Raw genomic sequence first — 25,089 nt, forward strand, 5'->3', positions numbered from 1 at the left:
ATTCAGGCGCGCACGCAAGGACCTGAGGCCGGCAAGGCAGGTGTTCAGTATTCGAGGGCGGCGGGTTTCAGGTACATGCCGTCCGGGCCTTGGGCAATACGCAACTTGCGCACATCACCGGCCTTCAGCGTGATGTTCTGCGCGGGCGGCGCGAGCATGCCCGGCAAGCAGCCGGGGGCTTGGCCCGGCAGCAGTTTCAAGCGCAGCGACACGTTGCCCGCCGGCAAGTTGAACGACGTGGCCTGTTCCTGAAACAGACGCCCGGCCAACTGGTCCTGGATATACAGGCCGATCTCGCAGCTGGTCGGTACTTCCAGGCGCTCGCGGGAGATGATCAACACCGCATAGTCTTCGTCGGCGAAGGCCATGGGCGCAGCGGCAGACAAACTCAACAGGCCGATAAGGGCCAAAAACGACCAGCGCATGGCGAATGCTCCGTGGTTCAAATCCAAGATGGATGAAGCTTGGCCGAGGCGGCGGCTGAATACCAGCCCGGCGGATGTTTTTGAAACTTGACCTTGCCATCGTGGCAAGGTCGAGACTGGCGTCAACCTCATCAAAGGAGTCATGTCATGCAAGTATTCAACGTGGAAGGAATGACCTGCGGCCATTGCGTTCGGGCGGTGACCCAGGCGGTGCAGAGCAAGGACCCTGCGGCGAGCGTCAACGTCAACCTGGCGGCGAAGGAAGTCGGTGTGGAAAGTCGCTTGTCCGCCGAGCAGGTTATCGAGCTGATCACCGAAGAAGGCTACAGCGCCAAGCTCGCGTAATTTTTCTGATAGTTAGCGAGCTAACGTAATGTTCATGGCACCCAAGCGCGGCTAGACTGTCGGGCTGCCGACTCACTTGGGTGTCTGATGAACCTCCGCATAATCCTGATTCTGGGCGCCTTGAGCGCCTTCGCGCCGTTGGCGATCGACTTTTACTTGCCGGGCTTTCCGGCAATGGCCACGGCGTTCGCCACCGACGAAAAACATATCCAACTGACGTTGGCGGTGTATTTCGCCGGTCTGGCCATTGGCCAATTGATCTACGGCCCGCTGGCCGACCGCTTTGGCCGGCGCGTGCCGCTGCTCAGTGGCGTGACGCTGTTTACCATCGCTTCCTTTGCCTGCGCGTATGCGCCGTCCCTGGACTGGCTGATCGGCGCACGCTTCGTGCAAGCCCTCGGCGGGTGTGCGGGCATGGTGATTTCCCGTGCGGTGGTCAGCGACAAATGTGATGCAGTGGGCTCAGCCAAGGTTTATTCGCAACTGATGCTGGTCACCGGCCTGGCGCCGATCCTTGCGCCGTTGGCGGGTGGCTTGATGGTCGGGTTGTGGGGCTGGCAGTCGATTTTCCTGGCGCTGTCGATATTCAGCGTGATGGCAGCCATCGCCGTGGCAGTCGGCTTGCCGGAAACCTTCCCGGCCCATCAGCCGCGCCAGCCGCTGTCCGGTTCGCTGCGCCGCTATGGCGCGCTGCTGTCGGACCGCGTGTACCTGGGCTACGCCCTGACCGGCGGCATCTCGATTGCCGGGATGTTTGCCTACATTGCCGGCTCACCCTTCGTGTTCATCAAACTCTACGGCGTGCCTGCCGAGCATTACGGTTGGCTGTTCGGCTCCAACGCGGCCGGCTTTATCCTGGTGGCGCAGCTCAATGCGCGGTTGCTGGCCAAGCGCGGCCCGGCGTTTTTGTTGTCGCGCACGGTATGGGTGTATGTGGCAGCGGCGTTGTCGCTGTTGGGCATTGCCGCCTTGCGCACCGAAGCGTTGTGGCCGTTGCTGGTGCCGCTGTTTATCTGCATCGCCAGCCTTGGCTGCATTTTGCCCAACACCTCGGCCTGCGCCATGAGCGGGCAGGGCGCACGGGCCGGCAGCGCGTCGGCGTTGCTGGGCTGCATTCAGTTTGGTGTGGCGGCGGGCGCGGCGTCGCTGGTCGGCGTGTTGCACGACGGCACGGCGATGCCGATGGCGATGGTCATCAGCTTGTGCGGTGTACTGGCTGTAACGATTGCAATGTCGACCCAGCGCCTGCAACGGGCGAGGGCCGTGCAAGCGCAGGTCTGAGGTGCGGATCAGCCAGCGGCAGAGCGTTGCTGGCTGAGGGGAATGCGGTGCGGCGCCTGGATGCGCGCTTGCAGGGTGTCGGCGAAGGCCCGGGCTTCGGCCTCACTGCGGAAGGTGAACGCGTCGCCGTCGAGGCTGACCTGCCATTTGTTGCCTGGGGATTTTGCTAACGCTCTTATCAGGATCTTCATTGCTGACTTCCTCACGTAAAAGAATCGTGGCAAAGGCGGCCAATATAAACCCGAATGCGCTCACAAATATGACAAAGGTCAACTCTCTGACTAGCGGCGTCGTCCATTACTCACAGGAATAAAGGACGACACTGACAGACCGTTTTAAAAGCCTTCCAACACGATCTTGCCCTTGGCCTTACCGCTTTCCAGCAGCGTGTGCGCACGGCGCAGGTTCTGGGCATTGATCACACCGAAGTGCTCGCCCACCGTGGTTTTCAAGGTGCCGGCGTCGATCAGTTCAGCCACGCGGTTGAGCAGGTTGTGCTGTTCGATCATGTCTGGCGTCTCGAACATCGAGCGCGTGTACATGAACTCCCAATGCAGCGACAGGCTCTTGCGCTTGAGCTTGCTGACATCCAGCGACTTCGGATCGTCGATCAACGCCAACTTGCCTTGTGGCTCCAGCGCTTCTACCAACTGGTCGAGGTGATGATCGGTCTGGGTCAGGCTGGCGACGTGGGTCACCTGTGGGTGGCCGGCGTTTTTCAGCGCTTCGCTCAGCGGTTGGCTGTGATCGATCACCAGGTCGGCGCCGAGCGCCTTGGCCCATTCCTGGGTTTGCGGACGCGAGGCGGTGCCGATGACTTTCAGTGCGGTGAGCTGGCTGGCCAGCTGGGTCAGAATCGAACCCACACCCCCGGCGGCGCCGACGATCAGCAGGCTCTGGCCTTCATCTTCCTTGCCTTCACGCACTTGCAGGCGTTCGAACAGCAACTCCCAGGCCGTGATGGCGGTCAGCGGCAGCGCGGCGGCGTCGGCAAACCCCAGGCTCTTGGGCATATGACCGACGATGCGCTCATCCACGGTGTGCAGTTCGCTGTTGCCACCCGGGCGTACCAGCGAGCCGGCGTAGAACACTTTGTCTCCGGCTTTGAACAGGGTCACTTCGCTGCCAACGGCCTTGACCACACCCGCCACGTCCCAGCCCAGCACCTTGGCGGCACCGTTTTCCGGGGCGACGTTCTGGCGCACCTTGGTGTCCACCGGGTTGACCGAGATGGCTTTGACTTCCACCAGCAGGTCGCGCGGGCCGGCGACCGGCTCCGGCAGCTCGATGTCTTGCAGGGAGTTTGGATCGGTGATTGGCAGTGCAGCGTAGTAGGCAATGGCTTTCATGGGGACTCCGGAAAAGGGCAGTGATCAGGCAAGAAATTTCAGGCGCTTGAGTTCGAAGTGTTCGATCACATCAGCGGCCTTGGCGCGGAAGTTCTGGATGTGCGCGCTCTGGTCGTGGTCGGCCAGTGCTGCGTCATCGCTCCAGCGTTCGAGCATGTAGAAGGTCTCGGGATGTTGCAGGTCCTGGTGCAGGTCGTATTGCTCGCAACCGGCTTCCAGGCGGGTCGGTTCCAGCAGGCCGCGCAGCAGGGTTTCCAGGGTTGCCTGTTGGCCGGGTTTGGCGATCAGCGTGGCGATGACGTTAAAGGCAGTGGACATATTCGACTCCTGGCACGTGGTGAAGGGGATGGGCAGATGATTGGCTATTTCCCGTGAAGATAAAACCCGCTAAAACAGCAGTCTGTTTCAATAGAATTTTGATAATTGGCGGTAATGCATGCTGCGTTTTGATGATTTGCAGTTGTTTGTACGCGCGGCAGACCTGGGCAGTCTGTCGGCTGCCGCGCGGGTCATGGACCTGTCGCCGGCCGTGGCCAGCGCGGCGCTCAAGCGCATCGAACAGCAACTGGGCGCGCGGTTGCTGGCGCGCTCCACCCGCAGCCTGCGGCTGACCGCCGAAGGTGAAGGCTTCCTGGAATATGCCCGCGCAGCCTTGAGTTCGCTGGACGAAGGGCGGCGCTTGTTGGCCAGCGGCCAGGACCATGTCAGCGGCGTGCTGCAGCTGTCGGCGCCGTCGGATTTCGGGCGCAACCAGCTGTTGCCATGGCTCGATGAGTTCCAGCGCGACTACCCGCAACTCACCGTGCGCCTGCTGTTGGGCGACCGGATTGCCGACCTGTTCCGCCAGCCGGTGGATATCGCCCTGCGTTACGGCGAGCCCGAAGATTCCAGCCTGATCGCGCTGCCCATCGCCCCGGACAACAGGCGTGTGCTGTGTGCCGCGCCCAGCTACCTCGCCCGCCACGGCGAGCCGCGGCATCTGGAGCAATTGGCGCAACACAATTGCCTGCTTTACATGCTCGGCAGCCGCGTACACGACCACTGGGGTTTTCACGACGGCAAGCGTGAAGTCAGCCTGACGGTGAGCGGCGACCGCTTCAGTGATGACGCCGATGTGGTGCGGCGCTGGGCGGTGGCGGGTGTCGGTATCGCCTACAAGTCGTGGCTGGATGTGAGCAGCGACGTGCTGGCCGGGCGTTTGCGTGTGATCCTGCCAGAGCTGCACGGTGAGCGCACGCCGCTCAACCTGCTGTGCGCGCATCGCGCGCAATTGAGCAAGCCCATCAACCTGTTGCGGGAAATGCTCGTGGCCCGCTGTGCGACATTGACTGCGCAATGGCCGGAACGACTGAGCACCGCGCAATAGCCTCCATCAAAGCAAGAAATTTCACTCAGATCCTGTCCCTATCCGCGCTGTCAGACGCCGCGGAACGGGCGGTTTGCGCCCCTATACTTTGGTTCCAACCGCAGCAGACAAATGGTTTAACAAGGAGTGAATACATGGAAGAAGCACCCTGCATCAGCCACATCGCCAGCTTGCTCTGCGAGCCCAAGCGCACCGCCATGCTCTGGGCCTTGATGGACGGGTCGGCGAAATCGTCAGAGGAACTGGCGAGGCTTGCCGGGCTGTCGTCGGCTTCGGCGATCGCGCATTTGTCGCGCCTGACTGGAAGCGGTTTGCTGCGGGTTGAAGCCCAGCGTGGCAAGCGCGTGTTTCGTGTCGCCGCCGTCGACGTCAGCGTTGCCATCGACGCGTTGGCCAGTACCACCATGGCCAGCGCCGTGCGCAGTGCGCCGCAGGGTCTGCCGCCGACGCTGGTGGCGCCGGCGGCGTTGCGGCGAGCCCGGTTATGCGATGGTCACCTGGGCGGAGAACTGGGCGCGGGGCTTTACCAGCGCATGTTTCAGGCCGGTTGGATCGACCGTCATGAACAGCGTACCGAGGTCACCGTCAAGGGCGCGCAGTGCCTGGCAGGCCTGGGCATTTTTACCCACGCGTTGGCCTCGCCCCTGGCGTGCGATTGTTTTGACTGGAGTCAGCAGCAACCGCACTTGGGGGGCGCATTGGGGGCGGGGCTGTTGCAGCTGTTTTTGCAATCGGGCTGGGTCAGCGTGGTCAACGAGTCCCACGCCCTGCAGTTCTCCGACATCGGGCTTGGGGAAATCAACCGCCTGGCCGCGCCTCAGGAGGGCAATGGTCGCTCAGAGTTTCAGTCAGGTCGCATCCAGCAATAACCAGGCAAAACGATACCGCACACTCGCGTTGGGGATTTTTCATACAGGGGGGGGCGGCATGGGCATGCAAGGCTATAGCGCAGCGGAACGGCTGGAACGGTTGCCCATCAGCGGCTACCACCGAATCATCTTTATCATCATCGCGCTGGCGTTTTTCTTCGACTCCATGGACCTGGCGATGATGACTTTCCTGTTGGGTTCGATCAAAACCGAGTTCGGCCTCAGTACGGCCCAGGCCGGGTTGCTGGCCAGTTCGAGTTTTTTCGGCATGGTGGTCGGTGCATCTTTATCCGGAATGTTGGCGGACCGGTTTGGACGCAAACCGGTGTTCCAGTGGAGCATCGTGTTGTGGGGCGTCGCCAGCTACCTGTGCTCCACGGCGCAGACGGTGGAAACGCTGACGCTGTTTCGCATTTTGCTGGGGATCGGCATGGGCATGGAGTTCCCGATTGCGCAGTCGATGCTTTCTGAGCTGATTCCTGCCAAGGGGCGCGGGCGCTACATCGCCCTGATGGATGGCTTCTGGCCGTTGGGTTTTGTGGCGGCGGGCGTGCTGTCTTATTTCTTGCTGCCGGTGATTGGTTGGCGTGACATTTTTTTGGTGTTGGCGGTGCCGGCGGTGTTTGTGTTGGCGATCCGGTTTTTTATCCCGGAGTCGCCGCGCTGGCTTGAGCAGGCCGGTCGGCACGCGGCGGCGGATAAGGTGTTGCAGGGTATCGAGCAAAAAGTGCGCGATTCGCTGGGGCGCGCCGACTTGCCGGCGCCGATTGCCCTGCCACGGGTTGAGAGCGTGCCGGGGACGTTTTTCTCGGCGTTTCAACAGCTGTGGTCGCCGCAGTATCGGCAACGCACGATGATGATCTGGAGCGTGTGGTTCTTTGCGTTGCTCGGCTTCTACGGGCTCACCTCCTGGTTGAGCGCGTTGTTGCAGCAGTCGGGGTTTGCGGTCACTCAGTCGGTGTACTACACGGTGATCATTTCCCTGGGCGGGATTCCCGGGTTTCTGATGGCCGCCTGGCTGGTGGAGCGCTGGGGGCGCAAGCCGGTGTGTGTCGTGACTTTGCTGGGCGGTGGCGTGATGGCGTTTGTGTATGGGCAAAGCGCAGTGTTTGGCGGCAACGTGGGGCTGCTGATTACGTCGGGTCTGTTGATGCAGTTCTTCCTGTTTGGCATGTGGGCGGTGCTGTACACCTACACGCCAGAGCTGTATCCCACTTCGGCGCGGGCAACCGGTTCCGGGTTTGCCTCGGCGATTGGTCGGGTGGGCTCGTTGCTCGGGCCGTTGGTAACGGGGCTGGTGTTTCCGATCACCGGGCAGGGCGGGGTGTTTGCCTTGGGCGCGCTGTGTTTTGCCGTGGCGGCGCTGGTGGTGTGGGTATTTGGGATGGAGACGAAGGGCAAGACGCTGGAAGAATTGACCGAAGTCTGAGGAACAGTACAAAAACCACTGTGGGAGCGGGCTTGCTCGCGAAAGCGGTGTTTCAGTCGACACATGTATTGACTGATACATCGCCTTCGCGGGCAAGCCCGGCTCCCACATTGATTTTGTCGTGTCAGCCGTTGTTGCTTAAGGCTTCACGAGCCGCGCATCCAGGCTGTTCTGCGCCAGGCGTTTGGCCTGGTCCTGGGTCATGCCCAGCGAGGTATACAGCGCGTGGAAGTTCTCGGTGACATAGCCGCCGAAGTACGCCGGGTCATCCGAGTTCACTGTGACTTTCACGCCACGCTCGAGCATGTCGAGGATGTTGTGCTGGGCCATGTCGTCGAACACGCACAGCTTGGTGTTGGACAGCGGGCACACGGTCAGCGGGATTTGCTCGTCGATGATCCGCTGCATCAGGCGCTCGTCTTCGATGGCGCGTACGCCATGGTCGATACGCTGGATTTTCAGCAGGTCGATGGCTTCCCAGATGTACTCGGGCGGGCCTTCTTCGCCGGCGTGGGCCACGGTGAGGAAGCCTTCGTGGCGGGCGCGGTCGAACACGCGCTGGAACTTGCTCGGCGGGTGGCCCATTTCCGAGCTGTCAAGGCCCACGGCCACAAATGCGTCGCGAAATGGCAGCGCCTGGTCGAGGGTTTTTTCAGCTTCGGCTTCACTCAGGTGGCGCAGGAAGCTGAGGATCAAACCGCTGGTGATGCCCAGTTGCTGCTCGCCATCTTTGAGCGCAGCGGCAATGCCGTTGAGCACGACTTCGAACGGTACGCCACGGTCGGTGTGGGTTTGCGGGTCGAAGAAGGGTTCGGTGTGGATCACGTTCTGTTCTTTGCAGCGCAGCAGGTAGGCCCAGGTCAGGTCGTAGAAATCCTGGGAGGTGCGCAGCACATCGGCGCCCTGGTAATACAGGTCGAGAAACTCTTGCAGATTGTTGAAGGCGTAAGCCTTGCGCAGGGTTTCGACGTCGTTCCAAGGCAGTGCAATCTTGTTGCGTTCGGCCAGTGCGAACAGCAATTCAGGCTCCAGCGAGCCTTCCAGGTGCAGGTGCAATTCAGCCTTGGGCAGGGCGTTGAGCCAATCGTACATTTTCTAAATTCTCATCAGGTGCAATGGCGGCATTCTACAGGCCATGGCCGAAATAATCGGCAAAACCTGACCAGCAGGAGAGTATTGGTTTTTTTCACGCAAGGGCCACGTGAACTAAGGTGTAACGAAACGTTAGCGGCGTGGTGCAGTCTGTACCCCATCAATGACTGATTTGCTGCATGAAAAGGCCCGGAATGCTCACATCCCTCAAGCAAGAAAAATACATGTTACTGGCGCTGATTGCCGCCATCGTCGCCTACCCGTTGGAGCACTGGATGCTGCACAGCGGGCAGATGGTGGCGTTACTCAGTGGCGTGGCGCTGATCGTCTTCATCGTCGTGGCTTCGATGCGCGTTGCCCACCACGCTGAACAACTGGCGGAGAAGGTCGGTGACCCTTACGGCACCATGATCCTGACCCTCGCCGCGGTGTTGGTGGAGGTGGTGATCCTGGCGATCATGATGAGCAACGAACCCTCACCGACGCTGGTGCGCGACACGATTTATTCGGCAGTGATGCTCGATATCAACGGCATCCTCGGCCTGGCTGCGCTGATGGGTGGCATCAAACATGGCGAACAGTCCTACAACGATGACTCGGCACGCAGCTACAGCGTGATGATCCTCACGGCCATGGGCGTGTCGATGGTGGTGCCGGAATTTATCCCTCAGGCTGACTGGAAAATTTACTCGGCGTTCACCATCGGCGCGATGGTGCTGCTTTACACCCTGTTTTTGCGCATGCAGGTGGGGCCGCACAGTTATTTCTTCAGTTACAGCTACCCGGAAAAACGCCGCAAGAAACAGCCGGAAGAACAGCAGGAGCCGCCGATCAGTTTGGCTTTCTCCATTGGCACCTTGGTGTTTGGCGTGATTGTGATCGGCGCACTGGCCGAGGTGATGTCCAAGACCCTCGACCTGGGCCTGGAAGGCACGGGCGCACCGCCGGTGATCACGGCGATTGTGGTTGCGGCTATTTCGGCGGCGCCGGAAATTTTGACGGCCCTGCGCGCAGCCCTGGCCAACCGCATGCAGTCGGTGGTCAACATCGCACTCGGTGCGTCGTTGTCGACGGTGATTTTGACAGTGCCGGTGATGGAGGCCATGGCGCTCTATACCGGCCAGCCGTTCCAGATGGCGATGACGCCGGTGCAAACCGTGATGGTGTTGATCACGCTGGTTGTCAGTGCGATCAACCTCAACGATGGCGAGACGAATGCCATCGAAGGGATGACCCATTTTGTGTTGTTTGCGACGTTTATCATGCTGTCGTTGCTGGGGTTGTAACCAAGCCAATGTGGGAGGGGGGCAAGCCCCCTCCCACATTTTGGTCTGCGCCTGACTTAGGTTCCGGCGATCAACTGTCGCGCCGCCTGGCTGTGATCGGCAATCAAACCTTTCAGATCCAGCCCTTCAACCTGCCCGTCAATCACTCGCCATTTGCCCCCGATCATCACCCGATCCGCCCGGTCGGCGCCGCACAGCAGCAGCGCCGAAATCGGATCGTGGCTGCCGGAAAAACGCAGCTCATCGAGCTTGAACAGCGCCAGGTCAGCCTGTTTGCCCACGGCCAGTTCACCGATATCCGTACGCCCCAGTAATTGCGCCGATCCTTTGGTCGCCCAGCCCAGCACACCTTCGGGGGTGATCTTTTCTGCGCCGTAACGCAGGCGCTGGATGTACAGGGCCTGGCGCGCTTCAAGGATCATGTTCGAGGCGTCGTTGGACGCCGAGCCGTCCACGCCCAGGCCAATCGGCGCACCGGCGGCGAGCAGGTCCAGGGTCGGGCAGATGCCGGAGGCCAGGCGCATGTTCGAGCTTGGGCAATGGCAGATACCGGTGCCGGCGGCGCCCAGGCGTGCGATTTCATCCGGGTTGAAGTGAATGCCATGGGCCAGCCAGGTGCGCGGGCCGAGCCAGCCGACGCTGTCGAGATAATCCACGGTGCGCAGGCCGAAGCGCTGCAGGCAGAAGTCTTCTTCGTCGAGGGTTTCCGCCAGGTGCGTGTGCAGGCGCACATCGAGGCTGTTGGCCAGTTCGGCGCTGGCTTGCATGATTTGCGGGGTGACCGAAAACGGCGAGCAGGGCGCCAGGGCAATCTGGATCTGCGCGCCGTCACCGCGCTCATGGTATTCGCGGATCAGGCGTTGGCTGTCGTCGAGGATCACTTGGCCTTGTTGCACAGTCTGCTGCGGCGGCAGGCCGCCGTCGGCTTCGCCCAGGCTCATGGAACCGCGGGTGAGCATGGCGCGCATGCCCAGTTCGCGCACGCTTTGCACTTGCACGTCGATGGCGTTTTCCAGGCCGTCAGGGAACAGGTAGTGGTGATCGGCCGCGGTGGTGCAGCCCGAGAGCAGCAATTCCGCCAAGGCGACTTTGGACGCCAGGGCGAGTTTTTCCGGGGTCAGCCGGGCCCACACTGGGTAGAGGGTTTTGAGCCACGGGAACAACGGCTGGTTGACCACCGGTGCCCAGGCGCGGGTCAGGGTCTGATAGAAGTGATGGTGGGTGTTGATCAGCCCCGGCAGGATCACATGTTCGCGCGCGTCGAACACCTGTGCGCAGGGCACGGCAGGCTCTTGTCCCCAGCCCAGCAGTTCGGTGATCACACCGTCTTGCAGCACCAGGCCGCCACGGGCATCGAGGCCATTGGCAGTGAAAATCGCGACGGGGTTTTTTAACCAGATACGGGTCGCAGGCATTGGCCGGCTCCTCTGAATGATGGGTTCAGGTTTGCCAGCTCAGTGTTGCCCTGTCTGCTGATCCAGGGTCGCCGGTTGAGGCGAGGTCGGTAGATTACGTGGAGTTCTGGATCCGGTCCAGCTGCAGGCGCGAGGTGCTCTTGAGTCACCAGTGCCGTTCAGTTAAGCGGGCCCCTGTGGGAGCGAGCTTGCCCGCGATAGCGGTGTGCCAGTCAACATTAAGGTTGGCTGGGCCGACGTCTTCGCGGGCAAGCCCGCTCCCACATTTTGATCCGTGGTATTACCAGGCGATGGTGTCGCCTTTGTAGTCCACGAAGTGATGGCCGCCCTTGCCCGTGTAGGCATTTACCTGATCGATCAGGCCGCGCACGCTGGTGTCGACATCAATGAGCGCGTTTTCACCGCCCATATCCGTCTTCACCCAGCCCGGGTGCAGCGACAGCACGGTGAGCTTTTGGTCACCGAGTTGGGTGATAAAGCTGTTGGTCATGGAGTTGAGTGCAGCCTTGCTGGCCTTGTACAGCGCCAGGTCCGCACCGTCGGGAATGGTCACGCTGCCGAGCACCGAGCTCATGAAGGCCAGCACGCCGCTGTCTTTGCGAATCTGCCCGACAAAACGCTGGGCCAGGTTGATCGGCGCCACGGCGTTGGTGAAGAACAGCTGGCCGACTTCCGCCAGGGTGGCGTGGCCAGGCTCTTGATTGGCGGGGCCTTTGACGCCGGCGTTGACGAACAGCAGGTCGAAGGTGCGGTCCTTGAGGCGCTGGCTCAGGGCGATCACGGCTTGCTGATCATCCATGTCCAGCTTTTCGACGTGTACCGGGCCTGCGGCTTTGAGCGCATCGGCCTTGTTCGGATCGCGCACGGTGGCGGTCACATCCCAGCCGTCCTGAAGCAATTGCTTGACCAGGCCAAGGCCCAGCCCGCGCGAGGCGCCGATGATCAGTGCGGTTTTTGGCGTAGACATGAAAGGCTTCCTTTGGAATGAAGGTTCACGGATTCAGTGGACAACGTTGCCCGAGCCTTTGCTGCAACTCCTGGCGCAGGTGGCCGAGTTCGTTGATACGGGTTTCGATAAGGTTGAGCTTGTCTTGCAGCAATTGCGTGACAGCGCTGTCGGGGTCGGGCGCCTGCCACAGGGCGGCGACGCTGCTGCCGATCTCGCCCAGGCTGAAGCCCAGGCGTTGCGCGGTCTTGATGTAGAGCACCAGTTGCACCATGTCCGGCGGGTAGTCGCGGTAACCGTTGGCGCTGCGTTGTGCTGCGATCAACCCGCGCTGCTCGTAGAAACGCAGGGTGTCGCGGCTGACCTGGCTGGCCTGGGCTAGTTCACCGATACGCATGGGGCGGGCTCGAAAGGGCTTGACCCTGGAGCATACTCCAGGCTTTAGCCTGCTGGCTTCTTAATTCAAGGAGCTTGCCGATATGTGGACCGCTGCCCAATACCGAACACTGGTGCGCGCCAGCGCCTGGTATGACTTGATCGTGACCGCGGCGTTTGTCACCCCGTGGAGCTTTGTGTTTGTGCACAGCGTGCTGCAGGGTTTGAACCTGCCGGGGACGCTGCCGGCGTTTGCACCGGCGCATGTGCTGATGGCCAATTTGCTCGGCTCGATTGTGTGCGTGTGGGCAGTGCTGCGAATTCGCGACCCGCAGCGCCAGTTTGGCCTCTATGACGCGGCCGGCCGCGCACTGTTCGCGACCTGGCAGCTCTACGCGCTGATGCAGGGCGCGACGGCGGTGCTGTGGGTAACGTTACTGTTTGAGGGGGTGTGGGGCATCGCGCAGATGGTCCCCGTGGAGACTGATCAAAAAATGACCGGCGCCCGTAAGCCCTTATGACAGAAGGGTTACAGGCGGATGTGCTCAGGTTATCCACAGGCAGGTGCACAGTAGATGTGGGCAGTTTCAGCGCGCCAGCAGGATGCGCCCACGGCTCAGGTCGGCGAGTTGGGTTTGCAGCGTGTCGATAGCCGCCTCGCCCAATGCCAACTGCAGCTCCACGCCATTGGCGGTGAAGGTTTCCTCCACCACCAGCCCGCCCAGTTCGGCGACCCGCAGTTTCACCAGGTTCAGCTCGGAAAAGCCGCAGGCGCAGCTCAGTGGCACGCGGCTGATCAGCTCGATGCGCTCGGCATTTTGCAGGCATTTGTTCGCGCCGCCGCCGTAGGCACGGGCGAGGCCACCGGTGCCCAGCTGGATGCCGCCGTACCAGCGAATCACCAGCACGGCGACCTGATCAAAGCCTTGGGCCTCGATGGCGGCCAGAATCGGCCGCCCCGCGGTACCGCCGGGTTCGCCGTCGTCGTTGCTGCGGTACTGGTCGGCGAGTTTCCAGGCCCAGCAGTTGTGCGTGGCGTTGAGGTCGCTGTATTGCTCGAAAAACGCTTGGGCGTCTTGCGCGCTGGTGATCGGCGCCGCGAGGGTAATAAAGCGGCTTTTGCGTATTTCTTCACGAAATTCGCAAAGGCCGGTAAGCGTGAAAGGCATAAGTCGCTTCGTTTAGAGGGCGGGCTGGATGCCACAGCCTTTGAGAATGATGTGGATCAGGTTGCTGCCGGCGTCTTCCATGTCTTGTTTGGTCAGCTTGGTGCGGCCGGTGACGCGGCAGATCTGGGTGGCAAAGTCGGCGTAGTGCTGGGTGCTGCCCCACAGCAGGAAGATCAGGTGCACGGGGTCGATGGGGTCCATCTTGCCGGCGTCGATCCAGGCCTGGAACACGGCGGCGCGACCACTGAACCAGGCGCGGTAATCCTGGCTGAAGTATTCGGTGAGGCATTCGCCGCCACTGATGATTTCCATGGCGAAGATCCGCGAGGCCTGTGGGTGACGCCGGGAAAACTCCATCTTGGTGCGGATGTAGCGGGTGAGCGCCACGGCCGGGTCGTCCTCGGCGGTCAGCGCGTTGAAGGTGCTGTCCCACAGTTCGAGGATATTGCTGAGCACCGCGATGTACAGGCCGAGCTTGTTGGTGAAGTAGTAATGCAGGTTGGCCTTGGGCAGCCCGGCACTCGAGGCAATGGTGTTCATGCTGGTGCCTTTGTAGCCATGGCGCGCGAACTCGTCTTCAGCAGCCTGCAGAATCGCTTGTTCGTTCTTTTGCCGAATGCGGCTGGCGGGTTTACCGGCGTGGTTGCTGTGGGCAGGAACTTCGAGGCTCATGGAGGTTTCCGTGCTGATCGATAGAGACGACGTGTGCACAGATAACCCACCCTCAAGCCTCAGACAAGTCCCGATGCAATAAAACCGTCAAAGCGGTTCCAGCGTGTCGCTTTCCGGCGCGTGGTTTGCGCCAACGCAGGTCGCTTTGGTTTCCGGTAACAACAGGCACAACACGATGGCGGTCAGGCCGCCGCTGGTGATGGCTGAGTCGAACAGGTTTCGCACCAGGGACGGCATCAAGTGCAACAGGTCCGGTTGGGCGGCAATGCCCAGGCCGACGCCGAACGAGGTGGCGATGATCAGCATGCTGCGCCGGTCCAGTGGTGCCTGGGCAAGGATGCGCACACCGGCAGCGGCCACGCTGCCGAACATCACCAGGGTGGCGCCGCCCAATACCGGCTTGGGAATTTGCTGCAGCACGGCACCAATCGACGGAAACAAGCCGAGACAGAACAACAGCACGCCGATGTACAAACCGACGTAACGGCTGGCGACGCCGGTGAGTTGGATCACGCCGTTGTTCTGCGCGAAGGTGGTGTTGGGAAAGGCGCTGAAGGTGGCGGCGATCATGCAACTCACACCATCGCCCAATACGCCGCCTTTGAGTCGGCTTATATAAGAAGGGCCGCTGATGGGTTGGCGCGCAATCATGCAATTGGCGGTGAGGTCACCGACGGTTTCGATACTGCTGATCAGATAAATCAGCGCGATGGGCAAAAAAGCGCTCCAGTCAAAGTTGAAACCAAAGCGAAAGGGCATTGGCACGCTGATCAAGGGCAAGTCGGGCAGGGCTTGGGGTACCAGTTTGCCGCTGAACCAGGCGGCCAGACTGCCGAGGGCCAAGCCGATGATGATCGCCGAAAGGCGAACCCACGGAGTGTTGGAGCGGTTGAGCAGAATGATCGTCAGTACGACGAACACGCCCAGCGCCAGGTTCACCGGAGCGCCGAAGTCGGGCGCGTTAAAGCCGCCGCCGAGGTCGGTGATGCCCACCTTGATCAGGCTGATGCCGATCAGCGTGATCACAATCCCGGTGACCAAAGGCGTGATCACTCGGCGCAGTTGGCCGATAAAGCGGCTCAGCACGATCTGTACCGCCGCGCCGAAAAAGCACACGCCGAAGACCATCGCCATGATGTCTTCCGGGCTGCCACCGCGTTGCTTGACCAGAAAGCCTGCCGACAACACCGCGCCGAGAAACGCAAAGCTGGTGCCTTGCAGGCAGATCATCCCGGCACCGATGCCAAATGGCCTGCGCGCCTGAATGAAGGTGCCGACGCCGGAGACCATCAACGCCATGCTGATCAGGTAGGGCAAATGGGCGGTGAGGCCCAGTGTGGAGCCAATGATCAAAGGCGGCGTGATAATGCCGACGAACGCCGCCAGCATGTGTTGCGCGGCGGCCAGTATTGCCGGGATGGGTTTTGGGCGGTCGTTGAGGCCGTAGATCAGGTCGCTGGGGCTGGAGGTTTCTGGTGGCATGGCGGGCAAACTCAGGGCGGACGGTTCAAGGTCCTTGTGCCTTGCAAAAAGCTGTCCAGTTGCTCAGCTTTTGCCGAAAGGCCCGAGCTAGCGCGTTGCCGCAAGGCTCTCGAGAAAGCTTTCCAGCACCAAATGAGGGCGACGGCCCTTGCGCGTGACCGATGCGAGGCTCAAATCGTAAAAACGTGTAGTCGGTTTCAGCGCACGCAGTCGGCCTTGTTGTACCCACAGGCTGGCGTAGTGGTCAGGCAGGTAACCAATGTAGCGACCCGTGAGGATCAGGAACGCCATGCCTTCGCGGTCCGAGGCACTGGCGGTGCAGTTGAGTGCCTGGTAATGGGCCTGGATCTCGGCGGGCAAGCGGAAGGTGGGGGCGATGGCGTCCTGGCTGTCGAGGCGGGTGTCGTCCAGTTGTTTGTCGTCGGCATAAAACAGCGGGTGGCCAACCGCGCAATAGAGCAGCGAACGTTCGCTGTACAGCGGCTGGTATTCCAGGCCCGACAGCGCGCTGGCCTGGGGGACAACGCCGACATGCAGCCGGCCGTCGAGTACGCCTTGCTCGACTTCATTGGGGGCGATCATGCGGATTTGTATCTGCACGTCCGGGCCGCGTTCCTTCAACTGTGCCAACGCGTGAGTGATGCGCATGTGGGGCAGGGTGACGAGGTTGTCGGTAAGGCCGATGATCAGCTCGCCACGCAAATGCTGGTGCAGGCCGTTGACCTCAGTGCGAAAGCTTTCCAGGGCACTTAATAGCTGCAGGGCCGATTGGTAGACCTCGCGGCCTTCTTCGGTGAGTGAGAAACCGGCACGCCCGCGTTGGCATAGGCGCAATCCCAGGCGCTGTTCGAGGTCGCTCATCTGCTGGCTGATGGCCGAGCGGCCAATGCCGAGCACGGTTTCTGCTGCCGAGAAGCCGCCGCACTCCACCACGCTGCGAAAGATGCGCAACAGGCGGATATCGAAGTCACTGACTTGGGCCAGGGGGTCGGGTCGACGGCTGCTCATAGTTTAGTGAAGGCCTGACTGAAGGTTAGAAAAGTTGAATTTCACCGACTTTATCCCCGTGGCAATTTAGCTGCAAGAACGCTTTTCAATCCCGACGCTGCCTTTTGCCCTGCGAGGTTTTGCTGATGAACATGCCCGAAAACGCCCCTACGTCCCTGGCCAGCCAATTGAAGTTGGATGCGCACTGGATGCCCTACACCGCCAACCGTAACTTCCAGCGTGACCCGCGCCTGATCGTGGCCGCCGAAGGCAGCTGGTTGACCGATGACAAGGGTCGTAAGGTGTACGACTCGTTGTCGGGCCTGTGGACCTGCGGCGCCGGGCACACCCGCAAGGAAATCCAGGAAGCGGTCGCCAAGCAACTGGGCACCCTGGACTACTCCCCGGGCTTCCAATACGGCCATCCGCTGTCGTTCCAGCTGGCAGAAAAGATTACCGACCTGACGCCGGGCAATCTGAACCACGTGTTTTTCACGGACTCGGGCTCCGAGTGCGCCGATACCGCGGTGAAGATGGTGCGCGCCTACTGGCGGCTGAAGGGGCAGGCGACTAAGACCAAAATGATTGGCCGCGCCCGTGGCTATCACGGTGTCAACATCGCCGGCACCAGCCTGGGCGGCGTCAACGGTAACCGGAAGCTGTTTGGTCAGGGCTTGATGGATGTGGATCACCTGCCTCACACCTTGCTGGCGAGCAATGCGTTTTCTCGTGGCATGCCGGAGCAGGGCGGTATCGCCTTGGCCGATGAGCTGCTCAAGTTGATCGAACTGCACGACGCGTCGAACATTGCCGCCGTGTTTGTTGAGCCGATGGCCGGCTCCGCTGGCGTGCTGGTGCCGCCACAGGGCTACCTCAAGCGTCTGCGTGAGATCTGCGACCAACACAACATCCTGCTGGTGTTCGACGAGGTGATTACCGGTTTCGGCCGTACCGGCTCGATGTTCGGCGCCGACAGCTTCGGCGTGACCCCGGACCTGATGTGCATCGCCAAGCAAGTCACCAACGGCGCGATCCCGATGGGCGCGGTGATTGCCAGCAGCGAGATCTATCAGACCTTCATGAACCAGGCGACGCCGGAGTACGCCGTGGAATTCCCCCACGGCTATACCTACTCGGCGCACCCGGTGGCGTGCGCGGCTGGCCTGGCGGCATTGGACCTGTTGCAGAAGGAAAACCTGGTGCAGAGCGTAGCCGAAGTCGCCCCGCACTTTGAGAATGCGCTGCACGGTTTGAAGGGCAGCAAGAACGTGATCGACATTCGTAACTACGGCCTGGCCGGCGCGATCCAGATTGCTCCGCGTGACGGTGATGCCATCGTGCGTCCATTCGAGGCCGGCATGGCCTTGTGGAAAGCCGGCTTCTACGTGCGCTTTGGCGGCGACACGCTGCAGTTTGGGCCAACCTTCAACAGCAAGCCGCAGGACCTGGATCGTCTGTTTGACGCGGTCGGCGAAGTGCTGAACAAGATCGACTGATTTCTCCTTCTATATAGAACAACTTTTCAGGAGCCCTGCATGAGCCTTATCCAGCATTTGATCAACGGTGAGTTGGTCAATGACAGCGGCCGGAGTGCCGACGTGTACAACCCGTCTACCGGCCAGGTGATTCACCAGGTGCCGCTGGCCAGTCGTGAAACCATTCAACAGGCGATCGACTCGGCCAAGGCCGCGTTCCCGGCGTGGCGCAATACCCCGCCGGCCAAACGTGCCCAGGTGATGTTTCGTTTCAAGCAATTGCTGGAGCAAAATGAAGCACGCATCTCGCAGTTGATCAGCGAAGAGCACGGCAAGACGCTGGAAGACGCGGCGGGTGAATTGAAGCGCGGGATCGAGAACGTCGAGTACGCGTGCTCAGCGCCGGAGATTCTCAAGGGCGAGTACAGCCGTAACGTGGGGCCGAACATTGATGCCTGGTCGGATTTCCAGCCGTTGGGCGTGGTGGCTGGTATTACGCCGTTCAACTTCCCGGCGATGGTGCCGTTGTGGATGTACCCGCTGGCCATTGTCTGCGGCAACTGTTTCATCCTGAAACCGTCGGAGCGTGATCCAAGTTCTACCCTGCTGATCGCGCAGTTGCTGCAGGAAGCCGGCTTGCCTAAAGGCGTGTTGAGCGTGGTACACGGTGACAAGGGCGCGGTGGATGCGCTGATCGAGGCGCCGGAAGTCAAGGCGCTGAGCTTTGTGGGTTCGACGCCCATTGCCGAATACATTTATTCCGAAGCGACCAAGCGCGGCAAACGCGTGCAAGCGCTGGGCGGGGCGAAGAACCACGCGGTGCTGATGCCGGACGCAGACCTGGATAACGCCGTGAGTGCCTTGATGGGCGCGGCGTATGGTTCGTGCGGTGAGCGTTGCATGGCGATCTCGGTGGCGGTGTGCGTGGGTGATCAGGTGGCGGATGCGTTGATCGCCAAGCTGGTGCCGCAGGTCAAGGCGCTGAAGATTGGAGCGGGCACTTCGTGTGGCCTGGATATGGGGCCGTTGGTGACTGGCCAGGCCCGGGATAAGGTCAGTGGCTATATAGAAGATGGCGTGTCGGCGGGTGCCAAGCTGGTGGTCGACGGTCGCGGTTTGAGTGTTGCCGGGCATGAGGAAGGTTTCTTCCTGGGCGGCAGCCTGTTTGATCGTGTGACACCTGAGATGCGCATCTATAAAGAAGAGATCTTCGGGCCGGTGCTGTGTGTGGTTCGGGTGGATAGCCTGGAAGCGGCGATGCAACTGATCAATGATCACGAGTACGGTAATGGCACTTGCATCTTTACCCGTGACGGTGAGGCAGCGCGCCTGTTCTGTGACGAGATTGAAGTGGGCATGGTCGGGGTGAACGTCCCGCTGCCGGTGCCGGTGGCTTATCACAGCTTCGGCGGCTGGAAGCGCTCGCTGTTTGGCGACTTGCATGCCTATGGGCCAGATGGGGTGCGTTTCTATACCCGTCGCAAGGCGATCACCCAGCGTTGGCCGCAACGGGCCAGCCATGAAGCGTCGCAGTTTGCCTTTCCTAGCCTGTAAGGCGGGATAAAAGCCGGCCCCCTGGGGCCGGCTTTGTCGTTTTTGGGGCTTTATTGACCGATATGACAGAAATGTGAAAAAAGGTGTTGACGGCAGATTCTGGAAGTCTATAATTCGCCCCACTTCCGGCGCAGTCGAAACGGAAAACTCCTTGGTAAACAAAGAGTTACGCGAGATTCGACAGCGAGTTGCTTCAGTTCATCGAAGCCCAGAAGGAGTTGGTAGGGCAGTGTTGTTTGGCTCTATTAACGTTTCGATCCTCTCGGTCGAAAGCGGAGAAAAAGAGGTGTTGACAGCAGCGTGTAACGCTGTAGAATTCGCCTCCCGCTAACGAGAGATCGGAAGCGCAAGTGGTTGAAGTTGTTGAAGAAATCTTCGAAAACTTCTGAAAATAATCACTTGACAGCAAATGAGGCTGCTGTAGAATGCGCGCCTCGGTTGAGACGAAAGATCTTAACCAACCGCTCTTTAACAACTGAATCAAGCAATTCGTGTGGGTGCTTGTGGGGTCAGACTGATAGTCAACAAGATTATCAGCATCACAAGTTACTCCGCGAGAAATCAAAGATGTAACCAACGATTGCTGAGCCAAGTTTAGGGTTTCTTAAAAACCCAAAGATGTTTGAACTGAAGAGTTTGATCATGGCTCAGATTGAACGCTGGCGGCAGGCCTAACACATGCAAGTCGAGCGGTAGAGAGAAGCTTGCTTCTCTTGAGAGCGGCGGACGGGTGAGTAATGCCTAGGAATCTGCCTGGTAGTGGGGGATAACGTTCGGAAACGGACGCTAATACCGCATACGTCCTACGGGAGAAAGCAGGGGACCTTCGGGCCTTGCGCTATCAGATGAGCCTAGGTCGGATTAGCTAGTTGGTGAGGTAATGGCTCACCAAGGCGACGATCCGTAACTGGTCTGAGAGGATGATCAGTCACACTGGAACTGAGACACGGTCCAGACTCCTACGGGAGGCAGCAGTGGGGAATATTGGACAATGGGCGAAAGCCTGATCCAGCCATGCCGCGTGTGTGAAGAAGGTCTTCGGATTGTAAAGCACTTTAAGTTGGGAGGAAGGGCATTAACCTAATACGTTAGTGTTTTGACGTTACCGACAGAATAAGCACCGGCTAACTCTGTGCCAGCAGCCGCGGTAATACAGAGGGTGCAAGCGTTAATCGGAATTACTGGGCGTAAAGCGCGCGTAGGTGGTTTGTTAAGTTGGATGTGAAATCCCCGGGCTCAACCTGGGAACTGCATTCAAAACTGACTGACTAGAGTATGGTAGAGGGTGGTGGAATTTCCTGTGTAGCGGTGAAATGCGTAGATATAGGAAGGAACACCAGTGGCGAAGGCGACCACCTGGACTAATACTGACACTGAGGTGCGAAAGCGTGGGGAGCAAACAGGATTAGATACCCTGGTAGTCCACGCCGTAAACGATGTCAACTAGCCGTTGGAAGCCTTGAGCTTTTAGTGGCGCAGCTAACGCATTAAGTTGACCGCCTGGGGAGTACGGCCGCAAGGTTAAAACTCAAATGAATTGACGGGGGCCCGCACAAGCGGTGGAGCATGTGGTTTAATTCGAAGCAACGCGAAGAACCTTACCAGGCCTTGACATCCAATGAACTTTCTAGAGATAGATTGGTGCCTTCGGGAACATTGAGACAGGTGCTGCATGGCTGTCGTCAGCTCGTGTCGTGAGATGTTGGGTTAAGTCCCGTAACGAGCGCAACCCTTGTCCTTAGTTACCAGCACGTAATGGTGGGCACTCTAAGGAGACTGCCGGTGACAAACCGGAGGAAGGTGGGGATGACGTCAAGTCATCATGGCCCTTACGGCCTGGGCTACACACGTGCTACAATGGTCGGTACAGAGGGTTGCCAAGCCGCGAGGTGGAGCTAATCCCATAAAACCGATCGTAGTCCGGATCGCAGTCTGCAACTCGACTGCGTGAAGTCGGAATCGCTAGTAATCGCGAATCAGAATGTCGCGGTGAATACGTTCCCGGGCCTTGTACACACCGCCCGTCACACCATGGGAGTGGGTTGCACCAGAAGTAGCTAGTCTAACCTTCGGGAGGACGGTTACCACGGTGTGATTCATGACTGGGGTGAAGTCGTAACAAGGTAGCCGTAGGGGAACCTGCGGCTGGATCACCTCCTTAATCGACGACATCAGCTGCTCCATAAGTTCCCACACGAATTGCTTGATTCATTGAAGAAGACGATAAAGAAGCAGCCCGAAATTGGGTCTGTAGCTCAGTTGGTTAGAGCGCACCCCTGATAAGGGTGAGGTCGGCAGTTCGAATCTGCCCAGACCCACCAATTTTGTGTGGGAAACGCCTGTAGAAATACGGGGCCATAGCTCAGCTGGGAGAGCGCCTGCCTTGCACGCAGGAGGTCAACGGTTCGATCCCGTTTGGCTCCACCACTACTGCTTCTGAAAGTTTTGAAAGCTTAGAAATGAGCATTCCATCCAGGCGATGGTGAATGTTGATTTCTAGTCTTTGATTAGATCGTTCTTTAAAAATTTGGGTATGTGATAGAAAGATAGACTGAACGTTACTTTCACTGGTAACGGATCAGGCTAAGGTAAAATTTGTGAGTTACTCGTAATTGAGTATTATCGAATTTTCGGCGAATGTTGTCTTCACAGTATAACCAGATTGCTTGGGGTTATATGGTCAAGTGAAGAAGCGCATACGGTGGATGCCTTGGCAGTCAGAGGCGATGAAAGACGTGGTAGCCTGCGAAAAGCTTCGGGGAGTCGGCAAACAGACTTTGATCCGGAGATGTCTGAATGGGGGAACCCAGCCATCATAAGATGGTTACCTTACACTGAATACATAGGTGTAAGGGGCGAACCAGGGGAACTGAAACATCTAAGTACCCTGAGGAAAAGAAATCAACCGAGATTCCCTTAGTAGTGGCGAGCGAACGGGGACTAGCCCTTAAGTGGCTTTGAGATTAGCGGAACGCTCTGGAAAGTGCGGCCATAGTGGGTGATAGCCCTGTACGCGAAAGTCTCTTAGTCATGAAATCGAGTAGGACGGAGCACGAGAAACTTTGTCTGAATATGGGGGGACCATCCTCCAAGGCTAAATACTACTGACTGACCGATAGTGAACTAGTACCGTGAGGGAAAGGCGAAAAGAACCCCGGAGAGGGGAGTGAAATAGATCCTGAAACCGTATGCGTACAAGCAGTGGGAGCAGACTTTGTTCTGTGACTGCGTACCTTTTGTATAATGGGTCAGCGACTTATTTTCAGTGGCGAGCTTAACCGAATAGGGGAGGCGTAGCGAAAGCGAGTCTTAATAGGGCGTCTAGTCGCTGGGAATAGACCCGAAACCGGGCGATCTATCCATGGGCAGGTTGAAGGTTGGGTAACACTAACTGGAGGACCGAACCGACTACCGTTGAAAAGTTAGCGGATGACCTGTGGATCGGAGTGAAAGGCTAATCAAGCTCGGAGATAGCTGGTTCTCCTCGAAAGCTATTTAGGTAGCGCCTCATGTATCACTGTAGGGGGTAGAGCACTGTTTCGGCTAGGGGGTCATCCCGACTTACCAAACCGATGCAAACTCCGAATACCTACAAGTGCCGAGCATGGGAGACACACGGCGGGTGCTAACGTCCGTCGTGAAAAGGGAAACAACCCAGACCGTCAGCTAAGGTCCCAAAGTTATGGTTAAGTGGGAAACGATGTGGGAAGGCTTAGACAGCTAGGAGGTTGGCTTAGAAGCAGCCACCCTTTAAAGAAAGCGTAATAGCTCACTAGTCGAGTCGGCCTGCGCGGAAGATGTAACGGGGCTCAAACCATACACCGAAGCTACGGGTATCACGTAAGTGATGCGGTAGAGGAGCGTTCTGTAAGCCTGTGAAGGTGAGTTGAGAAGCTTGCTGGAGGTATCAGAAGTGCGAATGCTGACATGAGTAACGACAATGGGTGTGAAAAACACCCACGCCGAAAGACCAAGGTTTCCTGCGCAACGTTAATCGACGCAGGGTTAGTCGGTCCCTAAGGCGAGGCTGAAAAGCGTAGTCGATGGAAAACAGGTTAATATTCCTGTACTTCTGGTTATTGCGATGGAGGGACGGAGAAGGCTAGGCCAGCTTGGCGTTGGTTGTCCAAGTTTAAGGTGGTAGGCTGAGATCTTAGGTAAATCCGGGATCTTAAGGCCGAGAGCTGATGACGAGTTAACTTTTAGTTAACGAAGTGGTTGATGCCATGCTTCCAAGAAAAGCTTCTAAGCTTCAGGTAACCAGGAACCGTACCCCAAACCGACACAGGTGGTTGGGTAGAGAATACCAAGGCGCTTGAGAGAACTCGGGTGAAGGAACTAGGCAAAATGGCACCGTAACTTCGGGAGAAGGTGCGCCGGTGAGGGTGAAGGACTTGCTCCGTAAGCTCATGCCGGTCGAAGATACCAGGCCGCTGCGACTGTTTATTAAAAACACAGCACTCTGCAAACACGAAAGTGGACGTATAGGGTGTGACGCCTGCCCGGTGCCGGAAGGTTAATTGATGGGGTTAGCTAACGCGAAGCTCTTGATCGAAGCCCCGGTAAACGGCGGCCGTAACTATAACGGTCCTAAGGTAGCGAAATTCCTTGTCGGGTAAGTTCCGACCTGCACGAATGGCGTAACGATGGCGGCGCTGTCTCCACCCGAGACTCAGTGAAATTGAAATCGCTGTGAAGATGCAGTGTATCCGCGGCTAGACGGAAAGACCCCGTGAACCTTTACTATAGCTTTGCACTGGACTTTGAATTTGCTTGTGTAGGATAGGTGGGAGGCTTTGAAGCGTGGACGCCAGTCTGCGTGGAGCCAACCTTGAAATACCACCCTGGCAACTTTGAGGTTCTAACTCAGGTCCGTTATCCGGATCGAGGACAGTGTATGGTGGGTAGTTTGACTGGGGCGGTCTCCTCCTAAAGAGTAACGGAGGAGTACGAAGGTGCGCTCAGACCGGTCGGAAATCGGTCGTAGAGTATAAAGGCAAAAGCGCGCTTGACTGCGAGACAGACACGTCGAGCAGGTACGAAAGTAGGTCTTAGTGATCCGGTGGTTCTGTATGGAAGGGCCATCGCTCAACGGATAAAAGGTACTCCGGGGATAACAGGCTGATACCGCCCAAGAGTTCATATCGACGGCGGTGTTTGGCACCTCGATGTCGGCTCATCACATCCTGGGGCTGAAGCCGGTCCCAAGGGTATGGCTGTTCGCCATTTAAAGTGGTACGCGAGCTGGGTTTAGAACGTCGTGAGACAGTTCGGTCCCTATCTGCCGTGGACGTTTGAGATTTGAGAGGGGCTGCTCCTAGTACGAGAGGACCGGAGTGGACGAACCTCTGGTGTTCCGGTTGTCACGCCAGTGGCATTGCCGGGTAGCTATGTTCGGAATAGATAACCGCTGAAAGCATCTAAGCGGGAAACTAGCCTCAAGATGAGATCTCACTGGAACCTTGAGTTCCCTGAAGGGCCGTCGAAGACTACGACGTTGATAGGTTGGGTGTGTAAGCGCTGTGAGGCGTTGAGCTAACCAATACTAATTGCCCGTGAGGCTTGACCATAT

General features: G+C 58.9%; 21 protein-coding genes, 2 tRNA genes and 2 rRNA genes. 13 read left to right on the forward strand and 12 right to left on the reverse strand.

Going from position 1 to position 25,089, the window contains the following annotated elements:
- Nucleotides 1-44: 44 nt before the first annotated feature.
- Nucleotides 45-425 carry a hypothetical protein gene (locus ABWL43_RS03290; RefSeq protein ID WP_106577735.1) on the reverse strand — a complete coding sequence of 127 codons (381 nt, stop codon included), beginning with the start codon at nt 423-425 and terminating at the stop codon, nt 45-47.
- A gap of 147 nt (nt 426-572) precedes the next feature.
- Here ABWL43_RS03290 and ABWL43_RS03295 point away from each other — a divergent pair, with 147 nt between their 5' ends.
- Together ABWL43_RS03295 and ABWL43_RS03300 are read left to right on the forward strand one after the other, a co-directional pair.
- Nucleotides 573-770 carry a heavy-metal-associated domain-containing protein gene (locus ABWL43_RS03295; protein WP_106577736.1) on the forward strand — a complete coding sequence of 66 codons (198 nt, stop codon included), beginning with the start codon at nt 573-575 and terminating at the stop codon, nt 768-770.
- Nucleotides 771-857: 87 nt separating this feature from the next.
- On the forward strand, nt 858-2,051 hold the full coding sequence (locus ABWL43_RS03300) for a multidrug effflux MFS transporter (RefSeq protein WP_404486710.1): 1,194 nt from the start codon (nt 858-860) through the stop codon (nt 2,049-2,051).
- 8 nt (nt 2,052-2,059) lie between these two features.
- On the opposite strand, the gene ABWL43_RS03305 is transcribed toward ABWL43_RS03300, so the two are convergent.
- The 3 genes from ABWL43_RS03305 to ABWL43_RS03315 all read right to left on the reverse strand — a co-directional run bounded on the left by ABWL43_RS03305 (nt 2,060) and on the right by ABWL43_RS03315 (nt 3,718).
- Complete coding sequence (locus ABWL43_RS03305) at nt 2,060-2,242, reverse strand: hypothetical protein (protein ID WP_017134711.1); 183 nt, start codon at nt 2,240-2,242, stop codon at nt 2,060-2,062.
- Between the two features lie 144 nt (nt 2,243-2,386).
- Nucleotides 2,387-3,400 carry a zinc-binding alcohol dehydrogenase family protein gene (locus ABWL43_RS03310; RefSeq protein ID WP_145160365.1) on the reverse strand — a complete coding sequence of 338 codons (1,014 nt, stop codon included), beginning with the start codon at nt 3,398-3,400 and terminating at the stop codon, nt 2,387-2,389.
- A 24-nt stretch (nt 3,401-3,424) separates the two neighbouring features.
- The gene (locus tag ABWL43_RS03315; RefSeq protein ID WP_242199116.1) at nt 3,425-3,718 is read right to left on the reverse strand and encodes a putative quinol monooxygenase; all 294 of its coding nucleotides are present in this window, start codon (nt 3,716-3,718) and stop codon (nt 3,425-3,427) included.
- Between the two features lie 118 nt (nt 3,719-3,836).
- Between ABWL43_RS03315 and ABWL43_RS03320 the strand changes: the two genes are divergently transcribed.
- The 3 genes from ABWL43_RS03320 (at nt 3,837) to ABWL43_RS03330 (ending at nt 7,064) form a co-directional block, all read left to right on the forward strand.
- Nucleotides 3,837-4,766: a LysR family transcriptional regulator gene (locus tag ABWL43_RS03320; protein ID WP_404486713.1), complete on the forward strand. Its 930-nt coding sequence runs from the start codon at nt 3,837-3,839 to the stop codon at nt 4,764-4,766.
- Nucleotides 4,767-4,900: 134 nt separating this feature from the next.
- Nucleotides 4,901-5,635: an ArsR/SmtB family transcription factor gene (locus ABWL43_RS03325; protein ID WP_404486715.1), complete on the forward strand. Its 735-nt coding sequence runs from the start codon at nt 4,901-4,903 to the stop codon at nt 5,633-5,635.
- A gap of 58 nt (nt 5,636-5,693) precedes the next feature.
- A complete protein-coding gene (locus tag ABWL43_RS03330; RefSeq protein WP_369301496.1) occupies nt 5,694-7,064 on the forward strand; it encodes an MFS transporter in 1,371 nt (456 codons plus the stop codon).
- A 138-nt stretch (nt 7,065-7,202) separates the two neighbouring features.
- Here the strand turns inward: ABWL43_RS03330 and ABWL43_RS03335 are convergent, their stop codons facing one another.
- Entirely contained in the window at nt 7,203-8,156 is a 954-nt protein-coding gene (locus tag ABWL43_RS03335; RefSeq protein ID WP_119737737.1) for an adenosine deaminase, read from the reverse strand.
- A gap of 194 nt (nt 8,157-8,350) precedes the next feature.
- Between ABWL43_RS03335 and ABWL43_RS03340 the strand changes: the two genes are divergently transcribed.
- Complete coding sequence (locus tag ABWL43_RS03340; RefSeq protein ID WP_145160376.1) at nt 8,351-9,442, forward strand: calcium:proton antiporter; 1,092 nt, start codon at nt 8,351-8,353, stop codon at nt 9,440-9,442.
- A 56-nt stretch (nt 9,443-9,498) separates the two neighbouring features.
- Here ABWL43_RS03340 and ABWL43_RS03345 read toward each other — a convergent pair whose 3' ends face one another.
- The 3 genes from ABWL43_RS03345 to ABWL43_RS03355 all read right to left on the reverse strand — a co-directional run bounded on the left by ABWL43_RS03345 (nt 9,499) and on the right by ABWL43_RS03355 (nt 12,200).
- Nucleotides 9,499-10,857: an 8-oxoguanine deaminase gene (locus ABWL43_RS03345; RefSeq protein ID WP_404486718.1), complete on the reverse strand. Its 1,359-nt coding sequence runs from the start codon at nt 10,855-10,857 to the stop codon at nt 9,499-9,501.
- Nucleotides 10,858-11,137: 280 nt separating this feature from the next.
- Entirely contained in the window at nt 11,138-11,824 is a 687-nt protein-coding gene (locus ABWL43_RS03350; RefSeq protein WP_404486720.1) for an SDR family oxidoreductase, read from the reverse strand.
- 25 nt (nt 11,825-11,849) lie between these two features.
- Nucleotides 11,850-12,200 (reverse strand): MerR family transcriptional regulator, encoded by a 351-nt coding sequence (locus ABWL43_RS03355; RefSeq protein ID WP_145160381.1) that lies wholly within the window; start codon nt 12,198-12,200, stop codon nt 11,850-11,852.
- A gap of 82 nt (nt 12,201-12,282) precedes the next feature.
- Here ABWL43_RS03355 and ABWL43_RS03360 point away from each other — a divergent pair, with 82 nt between their 5' ends.
- Nucleotides 12,283-12,699, forward strand: a complete 417-nt coding sequence (locus ABWL43_RS03360) for a hypothetical protein (RefSeq protein ID WP_404486722.1) — start codon at nt 12,283-12,285, stop codon at nt 12,697-12,699.
- A gap of 66 nt (nt 12,700-12,765) precedes the next feature.
- Here ABWL43_RS03360 and ABWL43_RS03365 read toward each other — a convergent pair whose 3' ends face one another.
- The 4 genes from ABWL43_RS03365 to ABWL43_RS03380 all read right to left on the reverse strand — a co-directional run bounded on the left by ABWL43_RS03365 (nt 12,766) and on the right by ABWL43_RS03380 (nt 16,509).
- Nucleotides 12,766-13,347, reverse strand: coding sequence for a YigZ family protein (locus tag ABWL43_RS03365; RefSeq protein ID WP_262208896.1), 582 nt, complete (start codon nt 13,345-13,347; stop codon nt 12,766-12,768).
- Between the two features lie 12 nt (nt 13,348-13,359).
- A complete protein-coding gene (locus ABWL43_RS03370; protein ID WP_262208895.1) occupies nt 13,360-14,019 on the reverse strand; it encodes a TetR/AcrR family transcriptional regulator in 660 nt (219 codons plus the stop codon).
- An 87-nt stretch (nt 14,020-14,106) separates the two neighbouring features.
- Nucleotides 14,107-15,501 carry a uracil-xanthine permease family protein gene (locus tag ABWL43_RS03375; RefSeq protein ID WP_404486725.1) on the reverse strand — a complete coding sequence of 465 codons (1,395 nt, stop codon included), beginning with the start codon at nt 15,499-15,501 and terminating at the stop codon, nt 14,107-14,109.
- An 87-nt stretch (nt 15,502-15,588) separates the two neighbouring features.
- On the reverse strand, nt 15,589-16,509 hold the full coding sequence (locus ABWL43_RS03380) for a LysR family transcriptional regulator (RefSeq protein ID WP_145160389.1): 921 nt from the start codon (nt 16,507-16,509) through the stop codon (nt 15,589-15,591).
- 125 nt (nt 16,510-16,634) lie between these two features.
- Between ABWL43_RS03380 and ABWL43_RS03385 the strand changes: the two genes are divergently transcribed.
- The 6 genes from ABWL43_RS03385 (at nt 16,635) to ABWL43_RS03410 (ending at nt 25,087) form a co-directional block, all read left to right on the forward strand.
- The gene (locus ABWL43_RS03385) at nt 16,635-17,984 is read left to right on the forward strand and encodes an aspartate aminotransferase family protein (protein ID WP_106577754.1); all 1,350 of its coding nucleotides are present in this window, start codon (nt 16,635-16,637) and stop codon (nt 17,982-17,984) included.
- A gap of 39 nt (nt 17,985-18,023) precedes the next feature.
- The gene (locus tag ABWL43_RS03390) at nt 18,024-19,517 is read left to right on the forward strand and encodes a CoA-acylating methylmalonate-semialdehyde dehydrogenase (RefSeq protein WP_124416352.1); all 1,494 of its coding nucleotides are present in this window, start codon (nt 18,024-18,026) and stop codon (nt 19,515-19,517) included.
- Between the two features lie 624 nt (nt 19,518-20,141).
- Nucleotides 20,142-21,678 (forward strand): 16S ribosomal RNA (locus ABWL43_RS03395).
- A gap of 83 nt (nt 21,679-21,761) precedes the next feature.
- Nucleotides 21,762-21,838: transfer RNA gene (locus ABWL43_RS03400), tRNA-Ile, on the forward strand.
- Nucleotides 21,839-21,868: 30 nt separating this feature from the next.
- Nucleotides 21,869-21,944: transfer RNA gene (locus ABWL43_RS03405), tRNA-Ala, on the forward strand.
- Between the two features lie 251 nt (nt 21,945-22,195).
- A 23S ribosomal RNA gene (locus ABWL43_RS03410) occupies nt 22,196-25,087 on the forward strand.
- The 16S and 23S rRNA genes sit together here with 2 tRNA genes alongside, the layout of an rRNA operon.
- The last annotated feature ends 2 nt before the right edge of the window (nt 25,088-25,089 follow it).

The organism is Pseudomonas sp. HT11 (assembly GCF_044875395.1).
GTDB lineage: Bacteria > Pseudomonadota > Gammaproteobacteria > Pseudomonadales > Pseudomonadaceae > Aquipseudomonas.